This is a genomic window from Bacillus pumilus (assembly GCF_003431975.1).
Taxonomy (GTDB): Bacteria; Bacillota; Bacilli; order Bacillales; family Bacillaceae; genus Bacillus; species Bacillus pumilus_N.
This window is the reverse complement of sequence record NZ_CP027116.1, coordinates 2,257,287-2,282,325: the sequence shown is the minus strand read 5'-3', so window position 1 is coordinate 2,282,325 and position 25,039 is coordinate 2,257,287. Positions and strand designations below refer to the sequence as shown.

32 protein-coding genes are annotated in these 25,039 nt (G+C 41.1%); 29 read left to right on the top strand and 3 right to left on the bottom strand.

Features of this window, described 5'->3' with window-relative positions:
• Nucleotides 1–247 precede the first annotated feature (247 nt).
• The 3 genes from C5695_RS11820 to C5695_RS11810 all read left to right on the top strand — a co-directional run bounded on the left by C5695_RS11820 (nt 248) and on the right by C5695_RS11810 (nt 2,389).
• Nucleotides 248–574 (top strand): iron-sulfur cluster biosynthesis family protein, encoded by a 327-nt coding sequence (locus tag C5695_RS11820; protein ID WP_034319861.1) that lies wholly within the window; start codon nt 248–250, stop codon nt 572–574.
• A 12-nt stretch (nt 575–586) separates the two neighbouring features.
• Nucleotides 587–826 carry a YqkC family protein gene (locus C5695_RS11815; protein ID WP_003215790.1) on the top strand — a complete coding sequence of 80 codons (240 nt, stop codon included), beginning with the start codon at nt 587–589 and terminating at the stop codon, nt 824–826.
• 300 nt (nt 827–1,126) lie between these two features.
• Nucleotides 1,127–2,389, top strand: coding sequence for a response regulator aspartate phosphatase (locus C5695_RS11810; RefSeq protein ID WP_117730896.1), 1,263 nt, complete (start codon nt 1,127–1,129; stop codon nt 2,387–2,389).
• Between the two features lie 26 nt (nt 2,390–2,415).
• On the opposite strand, the gene C5695_RS11805 is transcribed toward C5695_RS11810, so the two are convergent.
• Nucleotides 2,416–3,342, bottom strand: a complete 927-nt coding sequence (locus tag C5695_RS11805) for an alpha/beta hydrolase (protein ID WP_117730895.1) — start codon at nt 3,340–3,342, stop codon at nt 2,416–2,418.
• Between the two features lie 124 nt (nt 3,343–3,466).
• Here C5695_RS11805 and C5695_RS11800 point away from each other — a divergent pair, with 124 nt between their 5' ends.
• Both C5695_RS11800 and C5695_RS11795 read left to right on the top strand, forming a co-directional pair.
• On the top strand, nt 3,467–3,691 hold the full coding sequence (locus tag C5695_RS11800) for a YqkE family protein (RefSeq protein WP_117730894.1): 225 nt from the start codon (nt 3,467–3,469) through the stop codon (nt 3,689–3,691).
• Nucleotides 3,692–3,943: 252 nt separating this feature from the next.
• On the top strand, nt 3,944–4,228 hold the full coding sequence (locus C5695_RS11795) for an LCI fold-containing protein (protein ID WP_117730893.1): 285 nt from the start codon (nt 3,944–3,946) through the stop codon (nt 4,226–4,228).
• Nucleotides 4,229–4,264: 36 nt separating this feature from the next.
• Here the strand turns inward: C5695_RS11795 and C5695_RS11790 are convergent, their stop codons facing one another.
• Nucleotides 4,265–5,188: an aldo/keto reductase gene (locus tag C5695_RS11790; protein ID WP_117733111.1), complete on the bottom strand. Its 924-nt coding sequence runs from the start codon at nt 5,186–5,188 to the stop codon at nt 4,265–4,267.
• Between the two features lie 168 nt (nt 5,189–5,356).
• On the opposite strand from C5695_RS11790, the gene C5695_RS11785 reads away from it, so the two are divergent.
• The 23 genes from C5695_RS11785 (at nt 5,357) to lysA (ending at nt 23,345) form a co-directional block, all read left to right on the top strand.
• On the top strand, nt 5,357–5,914 hold the full coding sequence (locus C5695_RS11785) for an NUDIX hydrolase (RefSeq protein ID WP_117730892.1): 558 nt from the start codon (nt 5,357–5,359) through the stop codon (nt 5,912–5,914).
• Entirely contained in the window at nt 5,911–7,092 is a 1,182-nt protein-coding gene (locus C5695_RS11780; protein WP_117730891.1) for a TIGR00375 family protein, read from the top strand. The genes C5695_RS11785 and C5695_RS11780 overlap by 4 nt, the downstream gene beginning before the upstream one ends.
• Nucleotides 7,079–7,531, top strand: a complete 453-nt coding sequence (locus C5695_RS11775) for a GNAT family N-acetyltransferase (RefSeq protein WP_117730890.1) — start codon at nt 7,079–7,081, stop codon at nt 7,529–7,531. The genes C5695_RS11780 and C5695_RS11775 overlap by 14 nt, the downstream gene beginning before the upstream one ends.
• Nucleotides 7,532–7,599: 68 nt before the next feature.
• The gene (locus C5695_RS11770) at nt 7,600–7,821 is read left to right on the top strand and encodes a hypothetical protein (RefSeq protein WP_117730889.1); all 222 of its coding nucleotides are present in this window, start codon (nt 7,600–7,602) and stop codon (nt 7,819–7,821) included.
• A gap of 111 nt (nt 7,822–7,932) precedes the next feature.
• Nucleotides 7,933–9,063, top strand: coding sequence for a S8 family peptidase (locus tag C5695_RS11765; RefSeq protein WP_117730888.1), 1,131 nt, complete (start codon nt 7,933–7,935; stop codon nt 9,061–9,063).
• Between the two features lie 116 nt (nt 9,064–9,179).
• The gene (gene spoIIM / locus C5695_RS11760; RefSeq protein ID WP_117730887.1) at nt 9,180–9,827 is read left to right on the top strand and encodes a stage II sporulation protein M; all 648 of its coding nucleotides are present in this window, start codon (nt 9,180–9,182) and stop codon (nt 9,825–9,827) included.
• A 119-nt stretch (nt 9,828–9,946) separates the two neighbouring features.
• Nucleotides 9,947–10,399 (top strand): ferric iron uptake transcriptional regulator, encoded by a 453-nt coding sequence (fur, locus tag C5695_RS11755; protein ID WP_003215577.1) that lies wholly within the window; start codon nt 9,947–9,949, stop codon nt 10,397–10,399.
• A 117-nt stretch (nt 10,400–10,516) separates the two neighbouring features.
• Entirely contained in the window at nt 10,517–10,744 is a 228-nt protein-coding gene (locus C5695_RS11750; protein ID WP_003215798.1) for a YqzK family protein, read from the top strand.
• A 6-nt stretch (nt 10,745–10,750) separates the two neighbouring features.
• Complete coding sequence (gene xerD / locus C5695_RS11745; protein WP_117730886.1) at nt 10,751–11,641, top strand: site-specific tyrosine recombinase XerD; 891 nt, start codon at nt 10,751–10,753, stop codon at nt 11,639–11,641.
• Nucleotides 11,642–11,794: 153 nt separating this feature from the next.
• Nucleotides 11,795–12,979 (top strand): phosphopentomutase, encoded by a 1,185-nt coding sequence (gene deoB / locus C5695_RS11740; protein WP_117730885.1) that lies wholly within the window; start codon nt 11,795–11,797, stop codon nt 12,977–12,979.
• An 11-nt stretch (nt 12,980–12,990) separates the two neighbouring features.
• Nucleotides 12,991–13,803: a purine-nucleoside phosphorylase gene (locus tag C5695_RS11735; RefSeq protein ID WP_117730884.1), complete on the top strand. Its 813-nt coding sequence runs from the start codon at nt 12,991–12,993 to the stop codon at nt 13,801–13,803.
• 158 nt (nt 13,804–13,961) lie between these two features.
• Nucleotides 13,962–15,116: a D-alanyl-D-alanine carboxypeptidase family protein gene (locus tag C5695_RS11730; protein ID WP_410369212.1), complete on the top strand. Its 1,155-nt coding sequence runs from the start codon at nt 13,962–13,964 to the stop codon at nt 15,114–15,116.
• A gap of 163 nt (nt 15,117–15,279) precedes the next feature.
• On the top strand, nt 15,280–15,633 hold the full coding sequence (gene spoIIAA, locus C5695_RS11725; RefSeq protein ID WP_117730882.1) for an anti-sigma F factor antagonist: 354 nt from the start codon (nt 15,280–15,282) through the stop codon (nt 15,631–15,633).
• The gene (gene spoIIAB, locus C5695_RS11720) at nt 15,630–16,070 is read left to right on the top strand and encodes an anti-sigma F factor (RefSeq protein WP_034661145.1); all 441 of its coding nucleotides are present in this window, start codon (nt 15,630–15,632) and stop codon (nt 16,068–16,070) included. Before spoIIAA ends, spoIIAB begins: the two co-directional genes overlap by 4 nt.
• A 13-nt stretch (nt 16,071–16,083) precedes the next feature.
• Nucleotides 16,084–16,851: an RNA polymerase sporulation sigma factor SigF gene (gene sigF, locus C5695_RS11715; protein ID WP_117730881.1), complete on the top strand. Its 768-nt coding sequence runs from the start codon at nt 16,084–16,086 to the stop codon at nt 16,849–16,851.
• A 114-nt stretch (nt 16,852–16,965) separates the two neighbouring features.
• The gene (locus tag C5695_RS11710) at nt 16,966–17,586 is read left to right on the top strand and encodes a stage V sporulation protein AA (RefSeq protein WP_117730880.1); all 621 of its coding nucleotides are present in this window, start codon (nt 16,966–16,968) and stop codon (nt 17,584–17,586) included.
• Complete coding sequence (locus C5695_RS11705; protein ID WP_117730879.1) at nt 17,576–17,992, top strand: stage V sporulation protein AB; 417 nt, start codon at nt 17,576–17,578, stop codon at nt 17,990–17,992. The genes C5695_RS11710 and C5695_RS11705 overlap by 11 nt, the downstream gene beginning before the upstream one ends.
• A 19-nt stretch (nt 17,993–18,011) precedes the next feature.
• On the top strand, nt 18,012–18,464 hold the full coding sequence (gene spoVAC, locus C5695_RS11700; protein ID WP_117730878.1) for a stage V sporulation protein AC: 453 nt from the start codon (nt 18,012–18,014) through the stop codon (nt 18,462–18,464).
• 32 nt (nt 18,465–18,496) lie between these two features.
• Nucleotides 18,497–19,513 (top strand): stage V sporulation protein AD, encoded by a 1,017-nt coding sequence (spoVAD, locus tag C5695_RS11695; RefSeq protein WP_117730877.1) that lies wholly within the window; start codon nt 18,497–18,499, stop codon nt 19,511–19,513.
• A complete protein-coding gene (gene spoVAE / locus C5695_RS11690; protein ID WP_012010442.1) occupies nt 19,513–19,863 on the top strand; it encodes a stage V sporulation protein AE in 351 nt (116 codons plus the stop codon). The genes spoVAD and spoVAE overlap by 1 nt, the downstream gene beginning before the upstream one ends.
• Before the next feature lie 6 nt (nt 19,864–19,869).
• Entirely contained in the window at nt 19,870–20,478 is a 609-nt protein-coding gene (locus C5695_RS11685; RefSeq protein ID WP_117730876.1) for a stage V sporulation protein SpoVABEA, read from the top strand.
• A complete protein-coding gene (locus C5695_RS11680) occupies nt 20,432–21,904 on the top strand; it encodes a spore germination protein (RefSeq protein WP_410369211.1) in 1,473 nt (490 codons plus the stop codon). Before C5695_RS11685 ends, C5695_RS11680 begins: the two co-directional genes overlap by 47 nt.
• Before the next feature lie 115 nt (nt 21,905–22,019).
• Nucleotides 22,020–23,345 (top strand): diaminopimelate decarboxylase, encoded by a 1,326-nt coding sequence (lysA, locus tag C5695_RS11675; protein WP_117730874.1) that lies wholly within the window; start codon nt 22,020–22,022, stop codon nt 23,343–23,345.
• A gap of 38 nt (nt 23,346–23,383) precedes the next feature.
• On the opposite strand, the gene C5695_RS11670 is transcribed toward lysA, so the two are convergent.
• Nucleotides 23,384–24,268, bottom strand: a complete 885-nt coding sequence (locus C5695_RS11670) for a DUF1002 domain-containing protein (protein WP_117730873.1) — start codon at nt 24,266–24,268, stop codon at nt 23,384–23,386.
• A gap of 321 nt (nt 24,269–24,589) precedes the next feature.
• On the opposite strand from C5695_RS11670, the gene C5695_RS11665 reads away from it, so the two are divergent.
• Nucleotides 24,590–25,027 (top strand): peptidylprolyl isomerase, encoded by a 438-nt coding sequence (locus C5695_RS11665; protein WP_008359679.1) that lies wholly within the window; start codon nt 24,590–24,592, stop codon nt 25,025–25,027.
• Nucleotides 25,028–25,039 lie beyond the last annotated feature (12 nt).

The following is a 25,039-nucleotide window of genomic DNA, read 5'->3' as shown; positions in this document are numbered from 1 at the left end:
GCCCCGATGAAGCAGAGAGATAATCTTTTTTTCACGATCTAAAACCTCCTGTTTATTCTTTTGAAATTGGTAGCGTCATAAGTATAATTCTAAAAAACAAGAAGCGAAAAGAGCCAATAGATAGATATAATCCTAGTGAGAAGAGTGTGTATTGCAAAGAATATGACTTTCGGATTTAGTCGTGTGTCATGTTTTATGGTGTTTTATGTGTTACAATGTAAGCATCAATTTAAAAAGGATGTTCGCCATGTATATTCACATCACAGAACTGGCTAAAACATATATAGAAAAACAGCAAACAGGAAACGAAACTAAGGAATTACTGCTTCGCTACGATTCAGAAGGTTGTGGCTGTGCAGTGAGTGGCGTACCAATGCTTTGGTTAACAAGTGAAAGAACAGGTGAATGGGAACAACTTAATAATAGCCAACATTTAAAACTATATATACACATTGCACAGAAGGTATTCTTTGATGAGGAAATGACCATCGATTTTAATGAAAAAGCCAATACATTGATGCTGAAAAGTCCTCAGCAAATACTCAGTCCAAGAATGGGCATACTTGTAAAGTAAGGTGGAAACGTAGTGGATCAGAAGCTTAGAGTGATACAAAACACGGCACAAAATAAAACATGGGTGTCGTTTTTAAATAACAATCATCCCTATACCCTTTTGCACTGGTCAATAGGTGGAATGGATTCGGTGAAAAAGGACGTTTGGCTTCTTCAGGATGAAGTCACATTTGAAACGGAAGAATTTCCAACGCTCGAATTAGCTGTCAATTGGATTAAAGAGAATATGGAACAAGTAACAGATGTATTATAAAAGCCCTTTTTGAAAAGGGTTTTTTTGTGCTTTCATCATCGCATCAAATAGCGGGACTGTCTAATCTGTAAAATGATCTTTTAGAACGCAAAAAAGCCGTTTTCAACAAACAATTCGACAAAATGAGAAAACGAGAACTTAAAAAATAATAGATGCAAATGCCGAAAAATAGGCAATGGTAGCGTTTATTGCGGGATACCGAAAACTTTGCGAAAAATGACATTTCATATTTCTTCCATTCGAGGAAATATGATAGAATACAACATGTATCGTATATGAGAAGGGAGGTGCTAAAGTGAATTGAAGCTCAAGCTGTCATCGCCTCAGGTTGGAATCAAAATAAACGAATGGTATAGGCAGATTTGCGGATTTCATGTGATGAAAGCAGAGAAGCTGAAGGCTGAAATCGAGCAGGAAATTCTGGAGATGGAGCAAGATCAAAACTTGTTGCTGTTTTACCAGCTGATGGATTTTCGCCATAAGGTGATGCTTGAATACTTTGAACCGGCAAAGAAAGCCTCAAATGATGAAGAAATTAAAAATCTGCTAGAAACGATTGAACATTCGCAAACGAAATTAACGGATATGCTTGAATACTATGTTCATTTTTTTACAGGAATGTTTGAATTTGAACAGCGAAACTATTTAAGTGCCATTGCCTATTACCGATCGGCAGAAAAAAAGCTCAATCTCATATCAGATGATATAGAAAGAGCAGAATTTTACTTTAAATTAGCGGAAATATACTACCACATGAAACAAACCCACTTTTCGATGCACTATGCCTTGCAAGCGTTAGATACGTACTCTGCCTACAGAACGTACACGCTGAGAATCATCCACTGTGAATTTGTCATCGGTGCAAACTATGATGATTTGAAATGCTATGAACATGCATTGCCCTACTTTAAAAATGCTCTAAAACGAGCACGCTCAATTGGAAACCCTCGAGTCATTGGTTCGGCCCTTTTCAACTTAGGTAACTGTTATTATCAAATGAACGATCTTGCAGAAGCAAGCCGTTATTTGAAAGACTCTCTTGAAGTGTTTGAAAAGGAGAATTTAACCCATCTTAATCGCTCTCTAGACCCACTATTTATGCTGACACAAATCCTGTTTAAACAAAAACAAATTGAAGAGTCGTTAACCCTCTATCAACAAGGTATTATAAAAGCCTGTGAATTAGAAGATGAAATTTACATCTGCAAATTTCAGTTCTTAAAAGCATTATATGTTGATGCAGAAATAACGATCATAGACGATACATTAGACCTGCTCGAGGACAAGCGCTTATACCCAGATATTGAGGAATTGGCACTTGATGCGGCTCATTATTACAATGAGCTTGGCCTGTATGAAGCATCTACCCGGTTTTACGAAAGGAAGATTCAAGCTATATCAAAAATTCAAAATGGGGGTCATTTATATGAAAACGAGTTTGATAGTTCTTTTATTGGCAGCAACTGCAGGATTATCGGTCATGAGTCAGCAGCAATCGGAAGAGAGCCATATGGAGCTGGCGGGCAGACACCATACAACAGTGGTGACTATCGCATAAGTTAGCTCAAAAAGAGGAGACGAACCGCTGTTCATTCTCCTCTTTTATCTTTATTCGATTCAAACTGTTGAAGAAATGCTTGAACTTCTTGTTCATAAGCTTCCTTATTTTCGCTAAAAGACATTGCGTGCGCCCCGTGCGGCGCAATAAATAGCTGTTTGTGACCCTTTTTTCGATCGTACAGCTGCTGACTCTGCTCACAGGGGATATAGTCGTCATGAAGACTATGGATAAACAGCACAGGCTCTTTCACCTGATCAATTACATCAAGAGGCGAAACTTGCCGAATGCTGTATCCGTCTCGCCATTTTAATACTTGATCACTTAGTGGAAGAATCCATTGTCCTGAAAGACGAAAATCTGTTTTTAATCGATACAGAAGCTGATCCTCGAAAGAAGCAAAAGGACAGTCTGCTATGTAAAAATTAGCGTTTGCCTCCGGCTTTGCAGCATATAGCAAAGTCGTGACAGCACCCATCGATTCTCCATGTATGCCGATGATGGCATTGTCCCCGAGTCTTTCTCTGAGCCATTTCATGACCTGCGCTAAATCTTCTTTTTCATAGTATCCATAACTCGTGGTTTTTCCGCCGCTCATTCCATGTCTTCTATGATCATAAAGCATCACGTTCCATCCAAGCTTTTGAAATAATTTCATATACTTAACGGAATTAATCAAACTGACTGTGACACCATGACAAAGTACGATCGTGCGCGTTGCATGTACATATGGCACAAAATAGCCATGAAGATCATAACCAAATGCTGAAGGAATACACACTTTCTCTTTTTTAAGCTGTTGAAACTCATCGTGACGATAGTGGCCTTCATCTGATTCTCGTTTCATGAGCTCATCATCCGTTAATTTTCGAATATACATCATTTTATTAGTGAAAAAAATACCGATTGCAACGAGTGGACATAATATCAAAAAAAGTATAGCGATCCATTTTTTCATCTAGCTGATTCTTCCTTTCCGAAGTTTTTTCTATGATGATCATACCACATGTTGGGAGAATGGCGTGCCTCTTGCTCAGCAAATAAAACGGATGATACACTTAAATTAAAAGGAGAGAGGCACAATGAAAAAGACCAATCAAGATCAAGCGAAATTAAAGGACGGCATAAACGATAACGTCAAACAGCAGCCCCTTCAAATGAAGCAGAACCTTGCCGCCCAGACAGAAAAAAGAGAAGAACAAAAACGACAAGACCTCCTTCGGCAGCAGGAAGAAAAAGAAAAAAATAAAAGCTTCTCCGAGCTGCTAGATGAAAGTCATTTGGACTGGAGAAAATATAAAAGCTAAAAAAGGGAGCACTGATGCTTCCTTTTTTCATTGGCATCATTGAAGAGTTCTTTTCATTTCAGCTTAGTGACAATATGATTTTTTTTAAAATCCCATCACTTATTTTATACGTGATCAAATAGAAGAAACGGGGATATTGATTGATTTAATTCCCTTTTTGTTACAAATATAGTATTTAATACCCTTTTAATAGAAGGTTATTCTCCTTATAATGAAAATGTATTACAAAATTTGGAAATGGAGATGATTTACATGAAATTGAGAAGAACAATGGCTGGAGTTGCTTTATCTTTAGGATTACTTTTACCTGTTTCTGGACAAGCTCTTGCTACAACTAATTCAACGGAAGCGGATTTTCGTACGTCGGTGACTACAATTGTTGATTGTTCCGTAACTCCTTTTAAAGGTGGAGGTAATCGATTATGTATGCATTCAGATAATGGCGTATTTGCAAATAATTTTCAACGTTTTGGTACTACATTTCACCTTAAAGGCAAAGCCGGAAATTATGCGTATTATGAAAGCGCAAACAGATAAGAGTACAGGGGCTTTATGCCCCTCTCATTTTTTATCTTATTTAACCCGGTGCGCCTCATACACAGATGGTTTTGTATAGTAAGTCAATGCTTTTACTTCTTGGTCACTTAAAGAACGTGCATTTGCTGCTGCCACATTTTCTTTTAGCTGTTTCAACGAGCTTGCGCCAAAAACAACAGAACTGACTGCTGAATGCTTAAGCAAATATTGTATGGACAGCTCTGTAAGTGATTGGTCATAAGCGACTTTCTTTAAAGAAGGAATGACCTGCTGGAGCTCGTCAAATGAATATTGAAGAAAGCCATTTTTTTGAATTGCTGCACTTGCTTGAGAAAGTGGTCTTTCGGTTAAAAGCCCTTTCGCTAAAGGCCCTCTGGCGACGACGCTAATGCTCTGTTCTTCAAGAAGAGAGAACCATTCTTCTGGACGTCGGTCGAGTAAACTATATTGCATCATCACACTGACGATGTTCGATTTTTTGGCATATTCTTTAATGACATTTGGACGGATAGAAGAGATGCCATAATAGCGAATAACGCCTTCTTCCACTAATTCTTCAAAGGCCTCAATCGTCTCATCGATCGGATCATCTATCGTGCCTCCGTGCAGTTGATATAAATCAATATAATCTGTTTGCAGCCGCTTGAGGCTCTGTTTTACGGCCTCTTTTATGTACGCCTTTGAAGGGTCCCAGTCCCATCCGGATTTGCCTTTTTCAAAGCGGTTACCGCCTTTTGTCGCTAAAATCAAATCTTGTCGTCTGTTCTTAATGGCTTCTCCGACAATTTCCTCATTTACCCCAAAATCATATAAATCAGCTGTATCCAAATAATTAATTCCAAGGTCTAAGGCTTCATCTAATAAAGAGAGCGCTTTTTCTTTGTCCGTTCCAAGGGACATGCATCCTAATGCCGCCTCGCTCACCAAAAGATCCGATGTACCAATTCGTCTTTTTTTCAATTCCATCACACTCCTATCCTTTCACATTAAGTGAAAAAAATCTGGAATTCAAGCTAGGTGATTTCAAATGGCGCATTGAGGCAAGTGTTCGCATTTCACTTCTTCCAAATCATCTATGTTAAAATGAATGAAGTAAAAAAGTGAAAGTAGAACGAGGAGCTGACAAAATTGAAAGACTTTGAAGAAAAAACATTAGCGACTAAAGAATTGTACAACGGAAAAATTATTGATTTGGTTCTTGAAGATGTAGAATTGCCAAACGGTAAACAAGGCAAACGCGAAATCATCAAACATCCAGGTGCAGTAGCCGTCATTGCGCGTACAGACGAAAATAAAATCATCTTGGTCAAGCAATACCGTAAAGCATTAGAGAGAGCCATCGTTGAAATTCCAGCTGGAAAGTTAGAAAAAGGGGAAGAGCCAAATCATACCGCATTGAGAGAATTAGAAGAAGAAACAGGGTACACCACTCAGAAGCTTCAAAAGCTGACGGCTTTTTATACATCACCTGGTTTCGCAGATGAAATCGTCCATATTTATCTTGCAGATCAGCTCGTTCCGCTTGAAGAGAAAAGAGAGCTCGATGAAGACGAATTTGTTGAAGTCATGGAAGTTTCCTTAGAAGAAGCTTTGCACCTGATTGAAGAGCAGCATATTTATGATGCAAAAACAGCCTATGCCATTCAGTATTTACAACTGCAAGAGGTACTTAAGTCAACAAAATGAGGGAGTTCTTTGCAGACATCCATATTCATATTGGCAGAACAAGAACAGGCAGAGCTGTCAAAATTACAGGTGCAAGGTCACTGACCATAGACCAAATTCTCATTGAAGCAGCGCAAAGTAAAGGGATGGGGATGATTGGTGTGATTGATGCACAATCTCCAGAAGTCCTAGAAGAATTAATAGAAGGTGTAGAGGAAGGCAAGTACACTGAACTGACTGATGGCGGTCTATCGTTTGGACAGACCGTGCTCCTTTTAGGCAGTGAAGTAGAAATCAATGATGACCATTCAAAAGGTCCGATTCACGTACTGGCATTTATGCCTACACTTCACAAAATGTCTGAGTTCTCCGCATGGCTCGCACTTCATATGAAAAATGTGCATTTGAGCTCGCAGCGCCTCTATGTCGATGGAAAAACACTTCAGCGTAAGGTCAAGGAACTAGGGGGCTTGTTTATTCCTGCTCATATTTTCACGCCGCATAAAAGCTTATTTGGCAAAGGGGTCAACACTTCTTTAACCGAAGTATTCGATCCAGACCTCATTGATGCTGTGGAACTAGGGCTTAGCTGCGATACGTCAATGGCGTCCCAGTTAAGTGAGCTGAATCGTTATCCCTTTTTAACGAATTCAGACGCTCATTCTTTAGGAAAAATCGCGCGAGAATATACAAAAATCCGAATGGATCATGCTTCTTTTACCGAATTCAAACTAGCCCTTGAAGGGAAAGAGGGAAGAGCCATCACAGGCAATTATGGACTCGCCCCGAGGCTTGGGAAGTACTATCATACAACCTGCGAAAAATGCGGGGAAAGATCTCGCGCGCTAGATCAAAAAAAGTGTCATGCATGCGGACATACCCGGATGACAAAAGGGGTGAGTGAGCGTTTAAAGGAGCTTGCGGACCAAGAACGTGACAAAGGAACGAGACCTCCTTATGTTCATCAGCTCCCGCTTCAATTTATTCCGGGTGTCGGAGCCAAGACGCTGGAGAAGCTAAAAGGCGTGTTTCATACAGAGATGAATATCCTTCATCAAGCAACAGAACAAGAACTAAAAGCTGTCCTGCCAGAAAAAACAGCCAATTACATCATCAAAGCAAGAAAAGGTGAAGTTGACCTGATCGCTGGCGGGGGCGGAGTGTACGGTAAGGTGGATATCAATCATGAATCAAGTTAACTGGACATGTGAAACGTTTGAACAATTGACAAAAGAGGACCTATACCTGATTTTAATGGAAAGGGTCAACGTGTTTGTTGTTGAACAAACATGTCCTTACCCTGAAATTGATCATCGGGATCAAGAAGCGCTTCATTTGATGGCGAAAGAAAACGGCACGATTGTGGCGTATTGCCGAATTTTTCAAAGCGGAATCATGTATGATGAGGCATCCATTGGCCGCGTTCTTGTCACGCAGGCCGGGCGAAAAAAAGGCTATGGAAAACAGCTGCTCAGCAAAGCTTTGGAAAAGCTGAGTGAATTAGGTGAAACAAGTGTCAAAATTCAGGCACAAGCCTACCTGAAATCGTTTTACGAATCCTTTGGTTTTAAGGCCGTTTCCGCTTGTTATGATGAAGATGGGATTCCACATCTTGATATGGTGAAAACAGATAGATAGGCGTGTATACGTCTATCTTTTTTGTGTCATATCGTGTATCATAACGTCAACGAAAGGGGTTTTGCCATATGGGAAAAAGCAAAGCAAAGAAAAAACGAGAACATATCCAAAGACAGCAAAGCCGAAACCCGGAACTGTCGAGAGGAAACATGCCGCATTTTAGCACACATGAAAGAAAAACAAGGACAAAACAAGAAGCCTTGCAGCACATCATGAAAAAACATAAAAGAAGGAATGCTTATGATCACTATCAAGAGGATCATAAGCATTTTTATTTTGCTTTTTTGTGACAGCTAGATCAAATAATTGGAAAAATTTTAAAAAATAGGACAAACGATCGTTTCTTTTTGTCTAAAAATGTAGTTAAATGACAAAAAGAAACGAAAGGGAGAGTGAGTATCGTGAACGTCAAGTCAATTGGAGCAGGGCTTTGTATGGCAAGTATGATGCTGGCATCGGTTACGTTCGGCGCGTCAGATATTTCTGCAAAGGAGCAAGCGAAAAAAGAGTACATGATCGGTTTTTCTTCTTCCGTTCAAGACAACACACAAAAACAGCTTGTAGAAGAAGCTGGTGGGCATGTGAAAGAATCCATAGACCAAATAGATATGATGAAAGTCTCGTTGAATGAAACATCGAAAGATAAACTGAATGAAGCAAAAGAAGTGACTTTCATTGAAGAGGACCAAAAAGCAAAAACAAGCGGTCAAAAGATCCCATATGGCATCAAAAGCATCAAAGCACAAAAGGTACATAAACGGGGATATGCCGGACAAAATGTCAAAATAGCTATTCTTGACAGCGGTATCGATGGCAAACATGAAGATTTACATGTCACCGGCGGGGTCAGCTTTGTTCCAACAGAGTCTGATCCGCTTATTGACCCGCATGAACATGGAACGCATGTGGCAGGCACAATTGCCGCGTTAGATAATAAGGTGGGTGTTGTTGGTGTTGCGCCAGAAGCTTCTATCTATGCTGTCAAAGTCGCAGATGAAAATGGTGACGGCTATTACAGCTGGATCATTAAAGGGATTGAATGGGCCATTGAGAATGACATGGATGTCATCAATATTAGTATGGGCGGAGCAAGTGAATCTGAAGCGCTGAAAGAAGCGGTAGATCGAGCATATGACAAAGGGATTCTCATCGTCGCTTCGGCTGGGAATGCAGGAAGCTATGGCTCTCTCAATACGATTGACTATCCAGCCAAGTACAGCTCGGTGATGGCGGTCGCCTCTGTTGACCAAAGAAAGCAGAGAGCTTTTGATTCTTCGGTTGGAGAAGAAGTAGAAGTCTCAGCACCGGGCGTTTCAACGCTGAGCACCATTCCTCATAACGAATATGGCTACAAGAGCGGAACATCCATGGCATCACCGCATGTAGCGGGCGCTGCTGCTGTCATTCTATCAAAACATCCGAATCTGACAAACGATGAGGTGCGCGAGAGACTTTCAAAAACGGCTGCAAAACTTGGAGAACCATTTTATTATGGTGCTGGGCTTGTGAACGTACAAAAAGCCGCCCGATAATTGAAAAGAGAGAGCAGTGTTCAGGCTGCTTTCTCTTTTTTCTTTCAATAAAACTGTCATGTTTCGTAATCTCTCTCATAGAATCTAGTAACCTTTACTATTTGGGAGGAAGACGCATGCGGAAAAAGTCTTGGAAGGAACATCTACTTCAGCACGTAAAAGACCATCTATCGATTTATTTGTTCGTCTCGGTACTCTTTTTAATGGGCGTGATCTTTGGGGCTGTCATCGTGAATAGTATGACAATCAGTCAGAAAGAGGATTTATTCTATTATTTAAATCAATTTTTTGGTCAGTTGACGAATGAGAAAGCAGCAGAATCAAAAGACATGTTTTTGCAAAGCTTTTTGCACCATATGAAGTATTTAGGTCTTATGTGGATACTAGGAATATCTATCATTGGCCTGCCGCTCATCTTTCTCATGATATTTTTAAAAGGCATTGTCGTTGGGTTTACTGTTGGTTTTCTAGTCAATCAAATGGGGCTGAATGGCTTTTTCCTTTCGTTCGTATCCGTACTTCCACAAAACATCTTGCTCATTCCAGCCTATTTAGTGATTGGTACTTGTGCGATTGCGTTTTCCATCCGTCTCATTGGTCAGCTATTTATGAAAAAAACCATCAGTCAAGCGCCCGTCCAGTGGTTTGGCCGGTATGCATCTGTTCTGCTGATGATTTTAGCGCTTGCCGCACTTTCGTCCTTTTTTGAATCGTACGTATCGTTCATGCTGATGAAAAAGCTAGCGGGGGTTCTTTTTTTATAAAATTTATAATCGTTATTAAGTAATAATCAATTTATTTATCAATTTAAAATGATTATAGTTGGCTCTCAGCACATCATTTGATATAATGATCAAGTAATGTGGCGTAGGAGGGAAAGTCAATGGAAAATCGGATTGATCGAATAAAGAAACAGCTTCATTCTTCCAGCTATAAGCTCACGCCACAGCGTGAAGCAACAGTAAGAGTACTGCTTGAGAATGAAGAAGACCATTTAAGTGCAGAAGATGTATACCTCCTCGTAAAAGAGAAGTCTCCTGAAATTGGTCTTGCTACTGTTTATCGGACGTTAGAATTGTTAACTGAACTGAAAGTTGTTGATAAAATTAACTTTGGAGACGGCGTTTCGCGATATGATCTTCGCAAAGAAGGGGCCGCTCACTTCCATCATCATCTTGTCTGCATGGAGTGCGGGACAGTCGATGAGATAGAAGATGATTTATTAGAAGACGTTGAAGAGATTATTGAACGTGACTGGAAATTTAAAATTAAGGATCATAGATTGACATTCCACGGTATCTGCCACCGGTGTCATGATGATGAATCCGGCAAATAATCCGAATTGGAACCTTTTCATTTAAGATGAAGAGGTTTTTTGCATTTTCGCTGTATAATCCTTGTCCTACCTGGCATATGCTGAAGTAATGAAAAGCTGAGAAAGGACATGAAGATCATGCGAAAATGGCTCAAAACAACAGGTGAAGTGATGAAAGTCTTTATCTTGTTTACTGGTTTTACCGTCCTGTTCTATTATGCTATGATATGGATAAATTCAGAATATGAAAGCTACCATCGTTATGATAAACCAGAGGGTGCAGCAATTAAAGTGATGGAAATGGATCAGCCGAATCAAGACAACTGGCAAGACCGATTGATTTATTTTTATCAAAACGGGGAGTAGAAATCATTGAAAGATCAATTATCCGACTTTATTCATTTCATGACAGTAGAGAGAGGACTCTCTGAAAATACCATTGTTTCTTATAAAAGAGATTTACAGAACTACTTGTCTTTTTTAATGACACATGAGCAGCTGACGGATATCAAAGATGTTACCCGCTTGCATATCATTCATTATTTAAAGCAGTTAAAGGAGGAAGGAAAATCGAGTAAAACGTCAGTGCGGCATCTCTCCTCGATCCGTTCCTTCCATCAATTTCTGCTTCGTGAAAAAGTGACAACAGATGATCCGTCATGGAACATTGAATCGCAAAAAACAGAGCGGAAACTACCAAAAGTTCTATCGCTAGGGGAAGTCGAAAAGCTGCTTGATACACCAAATCAGCACACTCCCTTCGATTACCGTGACAAAGCGATGCTTGAGCTCTTATATGCAACGGGCATTCGCGTCAGTGAAATGCTGGATCTGACCCTTGCCGATGTTCATCTCACAATGGGCTTTATCCGTTGTTTCGGTAAAGGAAGAAAAGAGCGAATTGTCCCAATTGGTGAAGCTGCTGCAAGTGCGATTGAAGAATATATCGAAAAAGGAAGAAGCAAGCTGTTAAAAAAACAGCCGGCAGATGCCTTATTTCTCAATCATCACGGTAAAAAAATGTCGCGGCAAGGATTCTGGAAGAATTTAAAAAAACGAGCCCTCGAAGCAGGGATTCAAAAAGAACTCACACCTCATACACTCCGGCATTCATTTGCCACGCATCTGCTTGAAAACGGTGCAGACCTAAGAGCCGTGCAGGAGATGCTAGGACATGCCGATATCTCAACGACACAAATTTATACACATGTGACGAAAACAAGACTGAAAGATGTGTATCACAAATTCCATCCAAGGGCATAAGTAAAGCATGACACAGAGAACGTGTGTCATGCTTTTTCATGTTTGCGCCGTTTATGGTTGTCAACTGGCTTGTAAACGGTTTATACTTGAGATGTCTGACCTCTTTGTCTATTAAAGGTCAAAAGACAAGAATATTGAAGGAGGCGCTTTTTAATGCCTGATTATCAGTATAACCGCATTTTCCTCGTTGTGATGGATTCAGTAGGAATTGGGGAAGCTCCCGATGCTGCTGACTTTAATGATGTAGGTGCAGATACACTTGGACATATTGCTGAAAAAATGAACGGGCTTCATATGCCCAATATGGCGAAGCTTGGGCTGAGTCATATCAAAGAAATCAAAGGAATTCCAGCGGACGAAAAACCGCTTGCGTATTATGGAAAAATGCAAGAAGCATCAAATGGTAAAGACACAATGACAGGACACTGGGAGATCATGGGTCTTTACATAGACACTCCGTTCAAAGTCTTTCCAGACGGGTTCCCAGATGAACTCTTAAATGAATTAAAAGAAAAAACAGGCAGAGGCATTATTGGAAATAAACCTGCGTCTGGTACTGAAATTTTAGACGAGCTTGGCGAAGAGCATATGAAAACAGGCGATTTAATCGTTTATACATCTGCGGATTCTGTGCTGCAAATTGCTGCGCACGAAGAAGTGGTTCCATTAGATGAGCTTTACCGTATTTGTGAGATTGCACGTGAACTCACACTAGATGAAAAATATATGGTTGGACGCATTATCGCTCGTCCGTTTGTTGGGGAGCCTGGTGCATTTGTCAGAACACCAAACCGTCATGACTATGCTTTAAAACCATTTGACCGCACAGTCATGAATGAGCTAAAGGATGATGGGCTCGATGTGATTGCCATCGGAAAAATCTCTGATATTTATGACGGCGAAGGAATTACATCTTCTCTCAGAACGAAATCAAACATGGACGGAATGGACAAGCTGGTCGATACACTTAAAACAGATTTTACAGGAATCAGCTTTTTAAACCTTGTTGATTTTGATGCTCTTTACGGACATAGAAGAGATCCAGAGGGCTACGGAAAAGCACTAGAGGAATTTGACGCACGTCTTCCTGAAGTGTTTAACCTGTTAAAAGAGGATGATCTTCTAGTGATTACAGCAGATCATGGAAATGACCCGGTTCATCACGGAACAGATCATACAAGAGAATACGTTCCGCTCATTGCTTACAGCAAAAAGCATCAGGAAGCAAATGAACTGCCAACAGCAAAAACCTTTGCTGATCTAGGGGCAACGGTTGCAGACAATTTCAAGTCAACGATGCCAAAATACGGAACAAGCTTTTTATCTAAACTCAAATAGGGGGAAATCTCGTGGGAGCACAGTTTTCAGAAGCGGCGGCATATATTAAACAAGCATCGACAAACGTACCAACAGTTGGATTGATCTTAGGTTCAGGGCTAGGCATTTTAGCAGATGAAATTGAAAATCCAATCAAATTGAAATATGAAGATATTCCTGGATTCCCTGTTTCAACAGTAGAAGGCCATGCAGGACAGCTCGTCATCGGCACGCTGAAAGGCATTGTCGTTTGTGCGATGCAAGGACGTTTTCATTTCTATGAAGGATATGATATGAAGCAAGTGACGTTTCCTGTCCGTGTGATGAAAGAAATTGGTATTGAGACATGTATTGTGACAAATGCTGCCGGCGGCGTAAATACGTCCTTCCATCCGGGCGATCTCATGCTGATTACAGACCATATCAATATGATGGGGACCAATCCTTTAATTGGGCCAAATGACAGTCAAGGTGTACGTTTCCCTGACATGTCTGCCCCGTATGATAAATATTTGCTGACACTTGCAAAGGAAACAGCTCAGCGCCTAGGCATATCTGTACAGCAGGGTGTTTATGCAGGGATGACAGGTCCTTCATATGAAACACCAGCTGAAGTTCGTTTCCTCAGAACACTGGGAGCAGATGCTGTAGGAATGTCGACTGTTCCAGAAGTGATTGTAGCGCGTCATGCAGGAATGAAAGTACTTGGTATATCATGCATTTCCAATGCGGCATCAGGAATTTTAGATCAGCCGCTCTCTCATGATGAAGTCATTGAAGTAACGGAAAAAGTGAAAGCAAGTTTTCTTGATTTAGTCAAAGATGTGGTGAAACAACTCTCATAAATCATTTTCAAAAGCCTTCTGTTTATTAAGCAGAAGGCTTTTTTTACGGCAATCAAACGATCTCTGAATAAAACAGCCTATATGAGGAAAAAATAGAAAGGATTACGATAATGGAGGTCTGCCACTTGAAACGTCATATATGTGCATTGTTTATTTTAATGATCCTTATCTCAATGGTTTCACCATCAGCGATAGCAAAAGAAAAGGTTGAAAAACCAGGAGAAAAACAAACAACAGAATTGGCACACGAAGCCAAATCAGCGATCTTAATAGAACGTGACACTGGAAAAGTGCTTTACAACAAAAATAGCGATGAAAAGCTTGCACCCGCAAGTATGACCAAAATCATGACGATGCTTCTTATTATGGAAGCTATCGATCAAGGAAAGCTAAAAATGACGGACAAAGTCAGAACGAGCGACTACGCAGCATCAATGGGAGGCTCACAAATCTTCCTTGAACCTGGAGAAGAAATGACCGTGAAAGAAATGCTGAAAGGCATTGCGATTGCGTCTGGAAATGATGCTTCTGTTGCGATGGCAGAGCATATTGCAGGATCTGAAGAGCAGTTTGTCGAGCAAATGAACAAAAAGGCAAAAGAGCTTGGCCTCACCTCTACGGTCTTTCAAAACCCAACAGGTCTTCCTGAAAAAGACCATTACAGTACAGCTCATGATATGGCAAAAATGACAAAAGAGCTGTTGAAATATGAACAAATTACTAAATTCACAGGTGTTTACGAAGACTATCTCCGCCAAAACACGGATAAAAAATTCTGGCTTGTAAACACGAACCGTCTGATTAAATTTTATCCAGGTGTCGACGGGGTGAAAACAGGTTTTACAGGCGAAGCAAAATACTGTTTAACTGCATCTGCTAAAAAAGGCAACATGCGCGTCATTGCAGTTGTCTTCGGCGCAAGTACACCGAAAGACAGAAACGCTCAAGTGGTCAAAATGTTAGACTATGCATTCAGTCAATATACGACTCATCCGCTTTACAAACGAGGACAAGATGTGGCGGAGATCAAGGTGAGCAAAGGGAAAAAGAAAAACATTCAGCTTGTCACCTCTGAGCCAATCTCCCTTTTAACGAAAAAAGGCGAAAATGTGGATCAGATTAAAAAGGAAATCAAATTGTCTCAGGATGTCACGGCCCCATTTTCAAAAGGAACGGAACTTGGCACAATTGTCTTGAAAAAAGACGGTAAAGTGCTGCATGAAAGCCCAGTAGAAGCCAAAGAAGGAATGGAAAGGGCGGGCGTTTGGACGTTCTTCAAACGAGCGATAGCTGAATTTGTGAAATGGAAATAAAAAGTGAAAGACTGCTGTAAATTGGCAGTCTTTTTGCTATGAGGATGAAGAAAAGAACATCTAAATGTGACGAATGGTCACTAGTTTTGTCATGGTGAAGGATTTACTTCATATAAAAGAGAAACACTCTTTATCCGAAATTAGAGCAAGGAGGAATATAAAGATGAGCCTTGATATTGATTTTCAAGTAAAAGAGAGCGTACTTTGCATTCGATTAACAGGAGAGCTCGATCATCACTCCGCAGAAACATTGAGACAAAAGGTGACGAATTATTTAGAAACAGAGGACATTCGCCACATTGTGCTGAATTTGGCTGATTTATCATTTATGGACAGCTCAGGACTCGGAGTGATTTTAGGAAGATATAAAGAAATTAAGCAGCTTGGCGGAGAAATGGTCGTCTGTGCCATCTCGCCTGCGGTGAACCGTTTATTTGATATGTCTGGCTTGTTTAAAATCATCCGTATGGAGCCTTCAGAGCAAACGGCATTACAAACATTGGGGGTGGCATCATGAGAAATGAAATGAATCTGACCTTCTCTGCTTTAAGTCAAAATGAATCCTTTGCAAGGGTGACGGTCGCGGCGTTTATCGCCCAGCTTGATCCAACATTAGATGAATTAACAGAAATCAAAACCGTTGTTTCAGAGGCGGTGACAAACTCCATTATCCATGGCTATGATGGAAATCCAGATGGCAAGGTGCATATCCATGTCACACTTGATGACCACGTCGTGTACCTCACCATCCGCGACGAAGGCATGGGTATTACAGATCTTGAGGAAGCAAGACAGCCGCTCTTCACGACAAAACCAGATTTAGAACGCTCTGGAATGGGCTTTACCATTATGGAGAATTTTATGGATGATGTCATGATAGACTCATCACCAGAAATGGGTACAACCATCCGTTTAACAAAGCATCTATCAAAAAGCAAAGCGCTTTGTAATTAAAGGAGCTGCTCATATGGATGTGGAGGTAAAAAAGCAAGCAAAAAAAGCCCAGCTGTCAAATGATGAAGTGAAAGAGCTCATCAAAAAAAGCCAAGATGGTGATCAGCAAGCAAGAGACCTCCTCGTAGAAAAAAACATGCGTCTTGTTTGGTCCGTTGTTCAGCGCTTTTTAAATAGAGGATATGAACCAGATGATTTGTTTCAGATCGGCTGTATTGGACTACTAAAATCTGTTGATAAATTTGATTTGTCATATGATGTGAAGTTTTCGACCTACGCTGTACCAATGATCATAGGTGAAATTCAGCGGTTCATTCGGGATGATGGTACAGTCAAAGTGAGCCGGTCATTAAAAGAACTCGGAAATAAAATTCGGCGAGCAAGAGATGAATTGTCTAAGTCTCATGGAAGAATGCCGACCGTACAGGAAATTGCCGAATATCTTGATATCACACCAGAGGATGTCGTCCTCGCCCAAGAAGCGGTCCGCTCACCGTCTTCGATTCATGAAACGGTGTATGAAAATGACGGAGACCCGATTACATTGCTTGATCAAATTGCTGATCATTCAGAAGAAAGATGGTTTGATAAAATTGCGCTGAAAGAAGCGATTAAGGAGCTGGAAGAACGAGAGAAACTCATTGTGTACTTAAGATATTATAAAGACCAAACACAATCTGAGGTAGCAGAGAGGCTCGGTATTTCACAAGTGCAAGTCTCGCGGCTTGAAAAGAAAATTTTAAAACAAATCCAAACGCAGATGGATCAAAAAGACAGCTAGCCAATTCGGCTGGCTTTTTTTGTGTGGTAATTACCGGTAAATTAAGTTCTTTCGGTATGAGAACCATTTTTCACCACATACTATTTTTAACCCATCGTATAGGAAGTGACTGGGATGGACGGACAAATCTTTCTTCGGCTGCGCCATCGAATCAAGACCGGTAATGATCAGCTCATTTATTTAGAAGATATCGCCCAAATCACTGGTGATGAGTTTGCTGTGCAAAAGCTTAGCAAAATACCGGTGTATCATGTCAGTAAAAAGGATCGTCACATCGTCGTTATTGATATCATGCATGTGGTCAAAACGATCAAAAAAACATGGGCAGACATCGACATTCAAACCGTCGGAGGCGCTGAGGCCATCGTTGAAATTGATACAGGCAAACGCCAGCTTTCACCCGTTTTATTTGTGTTTGTATGGCTCCTATTATTTGTTGGAGCGGCGATTGCCATTATGAATTTCCACGAGGATGTCAGTATGCGGCTTGTTCATATCCGCTTATATGAAATGATCACAGGAAAAACGGTTGAGCACCCTTATTTATTACAAATTCCATATAGCTTCGGATTAGGATTTGGCATGATTTTATTTTTCAATCATGTATTTAAAAAGCGTTTAAATGAAGAGCCAAGTCCGCTCGAAGTGGAAATGTTTAAATACCAGCTCGATCTCGATCATTATGTCGCACTCAAAGAAAATGAAGAAACCATGAAAGATATCCATGATCGGTAAGTGGCTTTTTGTCGCGTTAGTTGGACTTGGCGGCGGTTTAACGGTAGGAGCAGGATTTGTGGCTTTTCTCACAGTGCTTGGCGTCATTCCTCGTTTAATGCAATTAACCAAAACGCACCGCTTCATACAAGGGTACGAGGCAGCTGTCATCAGCGGGGCAGTCTTTGGAGGCTGGGCAACCTTAAGTCAAATACATCTGCATTTATCCAAATGGCTGGCGCTTCCGGTCGGTCTTTTAGCAGGCATCTTCGTTGGCATGCTTGCAGCTGCGCTGACCGAAGTATTAAATGTACTTCCTATATTAACGAAAAGAATTGGAATGGACGGGAAAATTATTTTGCTTCTCATGGCCATTGTCTTAGGAAAGGTATTTGGTTCACTATTTCATTGGCTGATTTATATTTAAATATTTGGAGGGAACAACTGTGTCGAGTTTAAAAGAGAACTATCCATCTAAGGTGAAAACGTATCAGCCCAAACCTCCTTATGTGCTCAACTGCATCAAGGCTTTTCTTGTTGGCGGATTGATCTGCGCTATAGGTGAGGGGCTGCAAAATTTCTATATTCACTTTTTTGATTTTAATGAAAAGACAGCAGGGAATCCAACCGTGGCGACCCTCATTTTAATTTCTTCTATATTAACTGGTATTGGTATTTACGATAGAATCGGCCAGTTTGCTGGTGCGGGATCAGCCGTTCCAGTGACAGGATTTGCAAACAGCATGACAAGTGCTGCCCTTGAACATAGAAGTGAAGGGCTTGTTTTAGGGGTTGCCACAAATATGTTTAAGCTCGCTGGGAACGTCATTGTGTTTGGTGTTGTCTCAGCATATGTCGTAGGGATCATTCGATACATCTTCGAAAAGATGTTTTCGTAGGAGGAATGAAATTTTCGTAGGAGGAATGAAAGGTGAAATTAACAGGTAAACAATCTTGGGTATTTGAACATAAGCTTTACGTCAATGCAGAAGGAACAGCTGCAGGGCCGAAAGAAAAAGAGGGGCCGATTGGTCATTTAATTGATAAAACGTACGATGAAATGCACTGTGATCAAAAGAACTGGGAAATGGCTGAAAGGAAACTGATGGATGATGCAATATCCAACGCTTTAGCAAAAGCGAATTTGCAAAAAAGCGATATTGATCTATTGCTGGCAGGGGATTTACTCAATCAAAACGTCACAGCAAACTATGTAGCAAGAGAACTGAAAATCCCGTTTCTATGCTTGTTTGGAGCATGTTCAACCTCAATGGAATCGGTTGCCATAGCGTCAGCACTCATTGATGGCGGCTTTGCCAATAGGGCCATTGCAGCAACAAGCAGTCATAATGCGACGGCAGAACGCCAATTTCGGAATCCGACAGAATATGGTGGTCAAAAGCCAGATACAGCCACAAGTACAGTCACTGGGAGCGGGGCCGTTATTATTAGCCAAGAGCCCTCTCAAATTCAAATTACAAGCGCTACAGTAGGTAGAGTCATGGATCTAGGAATAACCGATCCATTCGATATGGGATCGGCAATGGCACCTGCAGCGGCAGACACCATTAAGCAGCATTTGCAAGATTTAGGAAGAACAGTGGATGATTACGATCTCATTTTAACAGGAGATTTATCTGGGATCGGTTCACCAATCTTAAAGGACCTCTTGAAGGAAGAAGGCATTCAACTTGGGAGAAAGCATGATGATTGCGGTTTAATCATCTATACACCTGATCAAAATGTATTCGCGGGTGGAAGCGGCTGTGCTTGCTCAGCTGTTGTGACATTCAGTCACATCTTTCAAGAAATGAAAGCAGGAAATATGCAAAGAGTACTCGTTGTGGCAACCGGGGCGCTGCTAAGCCCGATGATGGTCCAGCAAAAAGAGACCATTCCAACTATTGCACACGGTGTCGTATTTGAGCGTGCAGGAGGAGAAAGCTAATGGATTATCTTATCGCTTTTGTGGCAGGCGGGCTTATTTGCGTCATTGGCCAGCTTTTACTAGACGTACTCAAACTCACGCCTGCACATGTCATGACCACTTTTGTTGTGGCGGGTACCATATTAGATGGTTTCGGTATTTATGATAAATTTATTGAATTTGCGGGTGCAGGCGCAACCGTACCAATCGTCAGCTTTGGTCATAGCTTGCTTCATGGAGCGATGCATCAGGCAGATGTGCACGGGTTCATCGGAATTGGGATCGGTATTTTTGAATTAACCTCTGCTGGAATATCAGCTGCGATTTTATTCTCATTTCTTATCGCTCTTATCTTTAAACCGAAAGGATAACCTAATATGGGGCAAAGACGGAAAGTCATTTTAGTGACAGACGGAGATATATATGCTGCCAAAACCATTGAGCTTGCTGCTAAAAATGTCGGTGGACGATGTATTTCTAGCTCAAAAGGAAATCCAAGCAAACGGACAGGACCGGAACTTGTGCAGATGATTTTAAAAACACCAAATGATCCAGTATTTGTGATGTTTGATGATTCTGGGCTGACAGGTGAAGGAACAGGGGAAATAGCGATGAAACATGTTGCGCGTCACCCTGAAATTGAAGTCATTGGGGCGATCGCTGTTGCATCTAAAACGCATCAAGCTGAATGGACAAAAGTTCATGTTTCCATTGACCGAGAGGGTGAGCTAACGGAATACGGTGTCGACAAGCACGGTCTTCCCGAAATGGAACCTCATAAAATGAGCGGAGATACAGTGTATTGTCTTGACTCGCTTCAACTTCCGTTTGTTGTTGGGATTGGAGATATTGGCAAAATGGGACGGAAAGATGATCTGAGCAAGGGATCTCCAATCACAATGAAGGCAGTTGAATTAATTTTAGAAAGGAGTGGTTTCCATGAAGAAAGACAAGGTAAACGTGTACCGAGATCCGAAGAAAAATGAAGATTATTTCAAGGGAAATGTCGGAATGGGTCTCAGCTTTGACCTGGGCGTTCGGAAGATTTATATACACGATCAGGAAATCCAACTTTACTATGTAAACGGACTGTGTGATACACAGTATGTCATCTACTTATTAAAAGAGTTAATTGAAATCAATGACAACGAACCTGAATCAGATGACCTTGCCCGTGTAGTTGAGAACCGCCTAGTCAACCAGCAGGTCTCAAAGGTTGAAACGCTTGATGAAGCTGTAGACCAAGTGCTGTCAGGGCTTGTGGCAGTTGTAGTAGAAGGTGAAAACTACGCATTTATTATTGATGTCAGGAGTTATCCGGGCAGAATGCCAGAGGAGCCGGATACAGAGAAGGTTGTCCGGGGCGCAAGAGACGGTTTTGTTGAAAATATTATTGTCAATACAGCGCTCATACGAAGAAGGGTGCGAGATGAAAAACTGAGGTACAAAATGCTCAAAGTAGGTGAACGTTCGAAAGCGGATGTATGCGTTTGCTACATTGAAGATATTGCGGACCCAGACCTTGTGGATATTATCGAAAAAGAAGTGTCGGGAATCAAAGTCGATGGGCTGACGATGTCTGATAAAACGATTGAAGAATTCATTATTAAACAAGGATATAATCCCTTTCCACTCGTACGTTACACCGAGCGTCCAGATGTCGCCGCTAACCATATACTAGAAGGGCATGTCATCATCATTACGGATACATCCCCTAGTGTCATCATTACGCCAACCACCATTTTTCACCACGTTCAGCACGCAGAAGAATACCGCCAGGCACCTGCAGTTGGTACGTTCCTAAGATGGGTACGTTTTTTAGGCATTTTATGTTCAACGTTTCTTTTACCGATTTGGTTTTTGTTTATCCTTGAACCAAATCTTCTGCCGGACAATTTAAACTATATTGGCTTTAACAAACCCTCTCATATTCCTGTGGTTCTTCAAGTATTCCTTGCTGATTTTGGGGTGGAATTTTTAAGGATGGCAGCGATTCATACGCCAACCGCTTTGTCGACTGCCATGGGGCTGATTGCGGCTGTTTTAATTGGACAAATCGCTATTGATGTCGGTTTATTTACACCAGAGGTTATCTTATACGTCTCCCTAGCGGCTATCGGCACATTTACAACACCAAGCTATGAGCTGAGTGTCGCCAATAAGATTGTACGACTCGTCATATTAGCCCTCGTGGCAATCTTTAAGCTGAATGGACTCATCATTGGTTTTACGTTGTTAATGATCTATTTAACATCTATTCGTTCATTACAGACACCTTATATGTGGCCGTTCCTTCCTTTTAATGGGAAGGCTTTATGGCAAGTGTTGATTCGGACGTCTGTACCTGGCTCGAAAGTAAGGCCAAGCATCGTTCACCCTCAAAACAGATCAAAAATCCCGCCAAATTCTTAACGCTCATTGAAAGTGGCTGAAGATTGTGATATTGTATTTTTAACTTTGAGAAACGGCAAAAGGCAGCTCACGCAGCTGTCTTTTTTCAGCCGAGGCGGAGAAAGAGGGAATGACATTGTATTTACACGGCACTTGCAGACAAAATGAACTCGGTCATTTAGAAATTGGTGGTGTTGATGCCGTTTCTTTAGCTGAAACGTATGGGACACCACTTTATGTATATGATGTGGCTTTAATACGGGAGCGTGCGAAAAGCTTTCAAAAAGCATTTATAGAAGAAGAGTTAAAGGCTCAGGTAGCGTATGCGAGTAAAGCCTTTTCCTCCATTGCGATGTTTCAGCTTGCCAAAGAAGAAGGACTATCTCTTGATGTTGTATCAGGCGGGGAGCTTCACACAGCTATTTGCGCCGGGTTTCCGGTCGAAAAAATTCATTTCCATGGCAACAATAAAAGCAGAGAAGAATTGAAAATGGCGTTAGAGCATGGAATCGGCTGTATTGTCGTAGATAACTTCTACGAAATGAAGCTGATTGAAGAGCTTGGTCAAGAGCTGTCCAAACAGGTGAAAGTGCTGCTCCGTATCACGCCAGGTGTCGAAGCGCATACACATGATTACATTACAACAGGCCAAGAGGATTCCAAATTTGGCTTTGATCTTCACAATGGACAAGCAGATGAAGCGGTGAAACAAGTGCTTGGGTCAGAAGTGATCGAGCTTTTAGGTGTCCATTGTCATATCGGTTCACAAATTTTTGATACGGCTGGTTTTGTCCTTGCAGCAGATAAAATCTTTTTGAAGCTGGATGAATGGAGAGAATCATTTGGATTTATTTCGACCGTGTTAAACTTAGGCGGAGGCTTTGGCATCCGTTATACAGAAGAAGATGAACCACTTCCTGCGACAGAATACGTCGAGAAAATTATCCAAGCTGTAAAAGAAAACGTAGCCCGCTATGAGTTCGATATGCCGGAAATTTGGATTGAGCCGGGCCGTTCTCTTGTAGGAGATGCAGGGACAACGCTTTATACGATCGGCTCATCAAAACATGTACCTGGCATTCGTGATTATGTTGCGATAGATGGCGGAATGAGTGACAACATTCGTCCAGCTTTATATCAAGCGAAATATGAAGCGGCAAGTGCTAACAAAATGAGCCAAACACACGACCAAACAGTTTCTATTGCAGGGAAATGCTGTGAAAGTGGAGATATGCTCATTTGGGATATTGATCTGCCAGAGTTATCGCAAGGAGATTTATTAGCTGTCTTTTGTACAGGAGCTTACGGCTACAGTATGTCAAACAACTACAACCGTATCCCGCGCCCAGCTGTTGTGTTTGTAGAAGACGGGGAAGCGCAGCTTGTGGTTGAGCGTGAAACATATGAGGACATTGTCAAACTTGATTTACCGTATCAATCAAAAGTGAAATCATCCATGTAAAAAAGCTGCCTGGTGTACAGGCAGCTTTTTATAATGACTTATTTTCCTCCAGTAAATACAGAGACGATCGCGTTCCAAATGGAGACAAAGAAATCCCAAATCTTTTGAAGAAGGTTTTTCCCTTCATCTGATTCTATGAATTTTGTAATCTTGTCTTTTGCTTTATCGATTTGAGAACCGACTTGGTTCCAATCGATATTGATGTTCTTCATTTTATCAAATAGCGAGACAAGTTGATCTTTTTGCTCCTGTGTAAGATTTAAGTTTAAATCAGAAGCAGCCTGATCCACTTTCTCTTCTACTTCTTTTGTTGTTTTAGGGACACCATTTTTTGCAATGTCATCTTTGATTTTTGCAATAAGGGCAGAAGCATTGTCTTTCCCGATGGAGTCACCCAATTTAGAAGTTGTCACAAGCTCTTCGTTTGCAACCTGCTTCACATCTTCTGGAATCGCTTTGTCGCTTGACACTTCATAGGCTTTTAAAAGACCTGTCAGTGCAGCTGTACCAGAAACCTCAAATGGCGCAGTCACGACAACCTTGGCATCCTTAACACCAGCTGTCATTAAAGCATTTAAATACATCTCATCTGTAATGGTCTTGATGTTGTGTGTATCAACAGTCAAACCGGTACCCGATTTTTCAATGGTGATAGATGAAGATGATAATGCTCTCGTTCCGATAGAAGAACGAGGGATATACTTTCCTAAATATTCATGCTCTTCTTTATTGGTTACTTCAATTTTTGTCGCATTTTCAGGTGGATTCAACTCGTCAAGCACCTTCTGGCGATCAGCCGGAGTTAAGTCTTGCCCAAGTGTGACGATGACATCGCCGACAGCTGCATCCGCTAAGCTGACTTTTGGCGCACCAATTAAGAAAAGGAGCGCTGCCATCATACCAAGCATTGTTTTTTTAAACATGTTGACCTCCTTCAAGTCGAAAGCGTTCCTCTTTCAAGAGAAACTCATCTTTTGAGTACACGTAAAGAAGTGCACTCCATCATATAGACGTAACAAATCAGCTTGACGTTTCAATTTTCTTTTTTAGATGTTTTCCATTTCCAATAAATAAAGTCACGTTGCTCAGTCAAGTATCATTTTATGAGGAAAAAAGAATTAAGCATTCCTATTTTATCAATCATAAGTGAAGAGGTAAATAACATTTGAAGAGCAGGGGATGTTTAACATCACCGAAAATGTGCTATAATGAGCGTTGTTTAACCTGAAAGGAGAATGTGAAAAATGGCGAAAAAAGGATACATACAACTAACGAATGGAAAGAAAATTGAGTTTGAACTTTACCCAGAGGCTGCTCCAGGTACAGTAGCAAACTTTGAGAAATTAGCGAATGAAGGCTTCTATGATGGATTGAAATTCCACCGTGTAATCCCTGGTTTCGTAAGCCAAGGCGGCGATCCAAATGGTAATGGAACTGGTGGTCCTGGTTACACAATTAAATGTGAAACAGAAGGAAACCCACATCAACACGAAAGAGGTTCATTATCAATGGCGCATGCTGGTAAAGACACAGGCGGCAGCCAATTCTTTATCGTACATGACCCGCAGCCGCACTTAAACGGTGTTCACACTGTTTTTGGTAAAGTAACATCTGGTATCGAGGCTGTTCTTGACATGGAACAAGGCCAAGGGATGGAAAAAGTCGAAGTTGTCGATGCTTAATTCAAAACACCG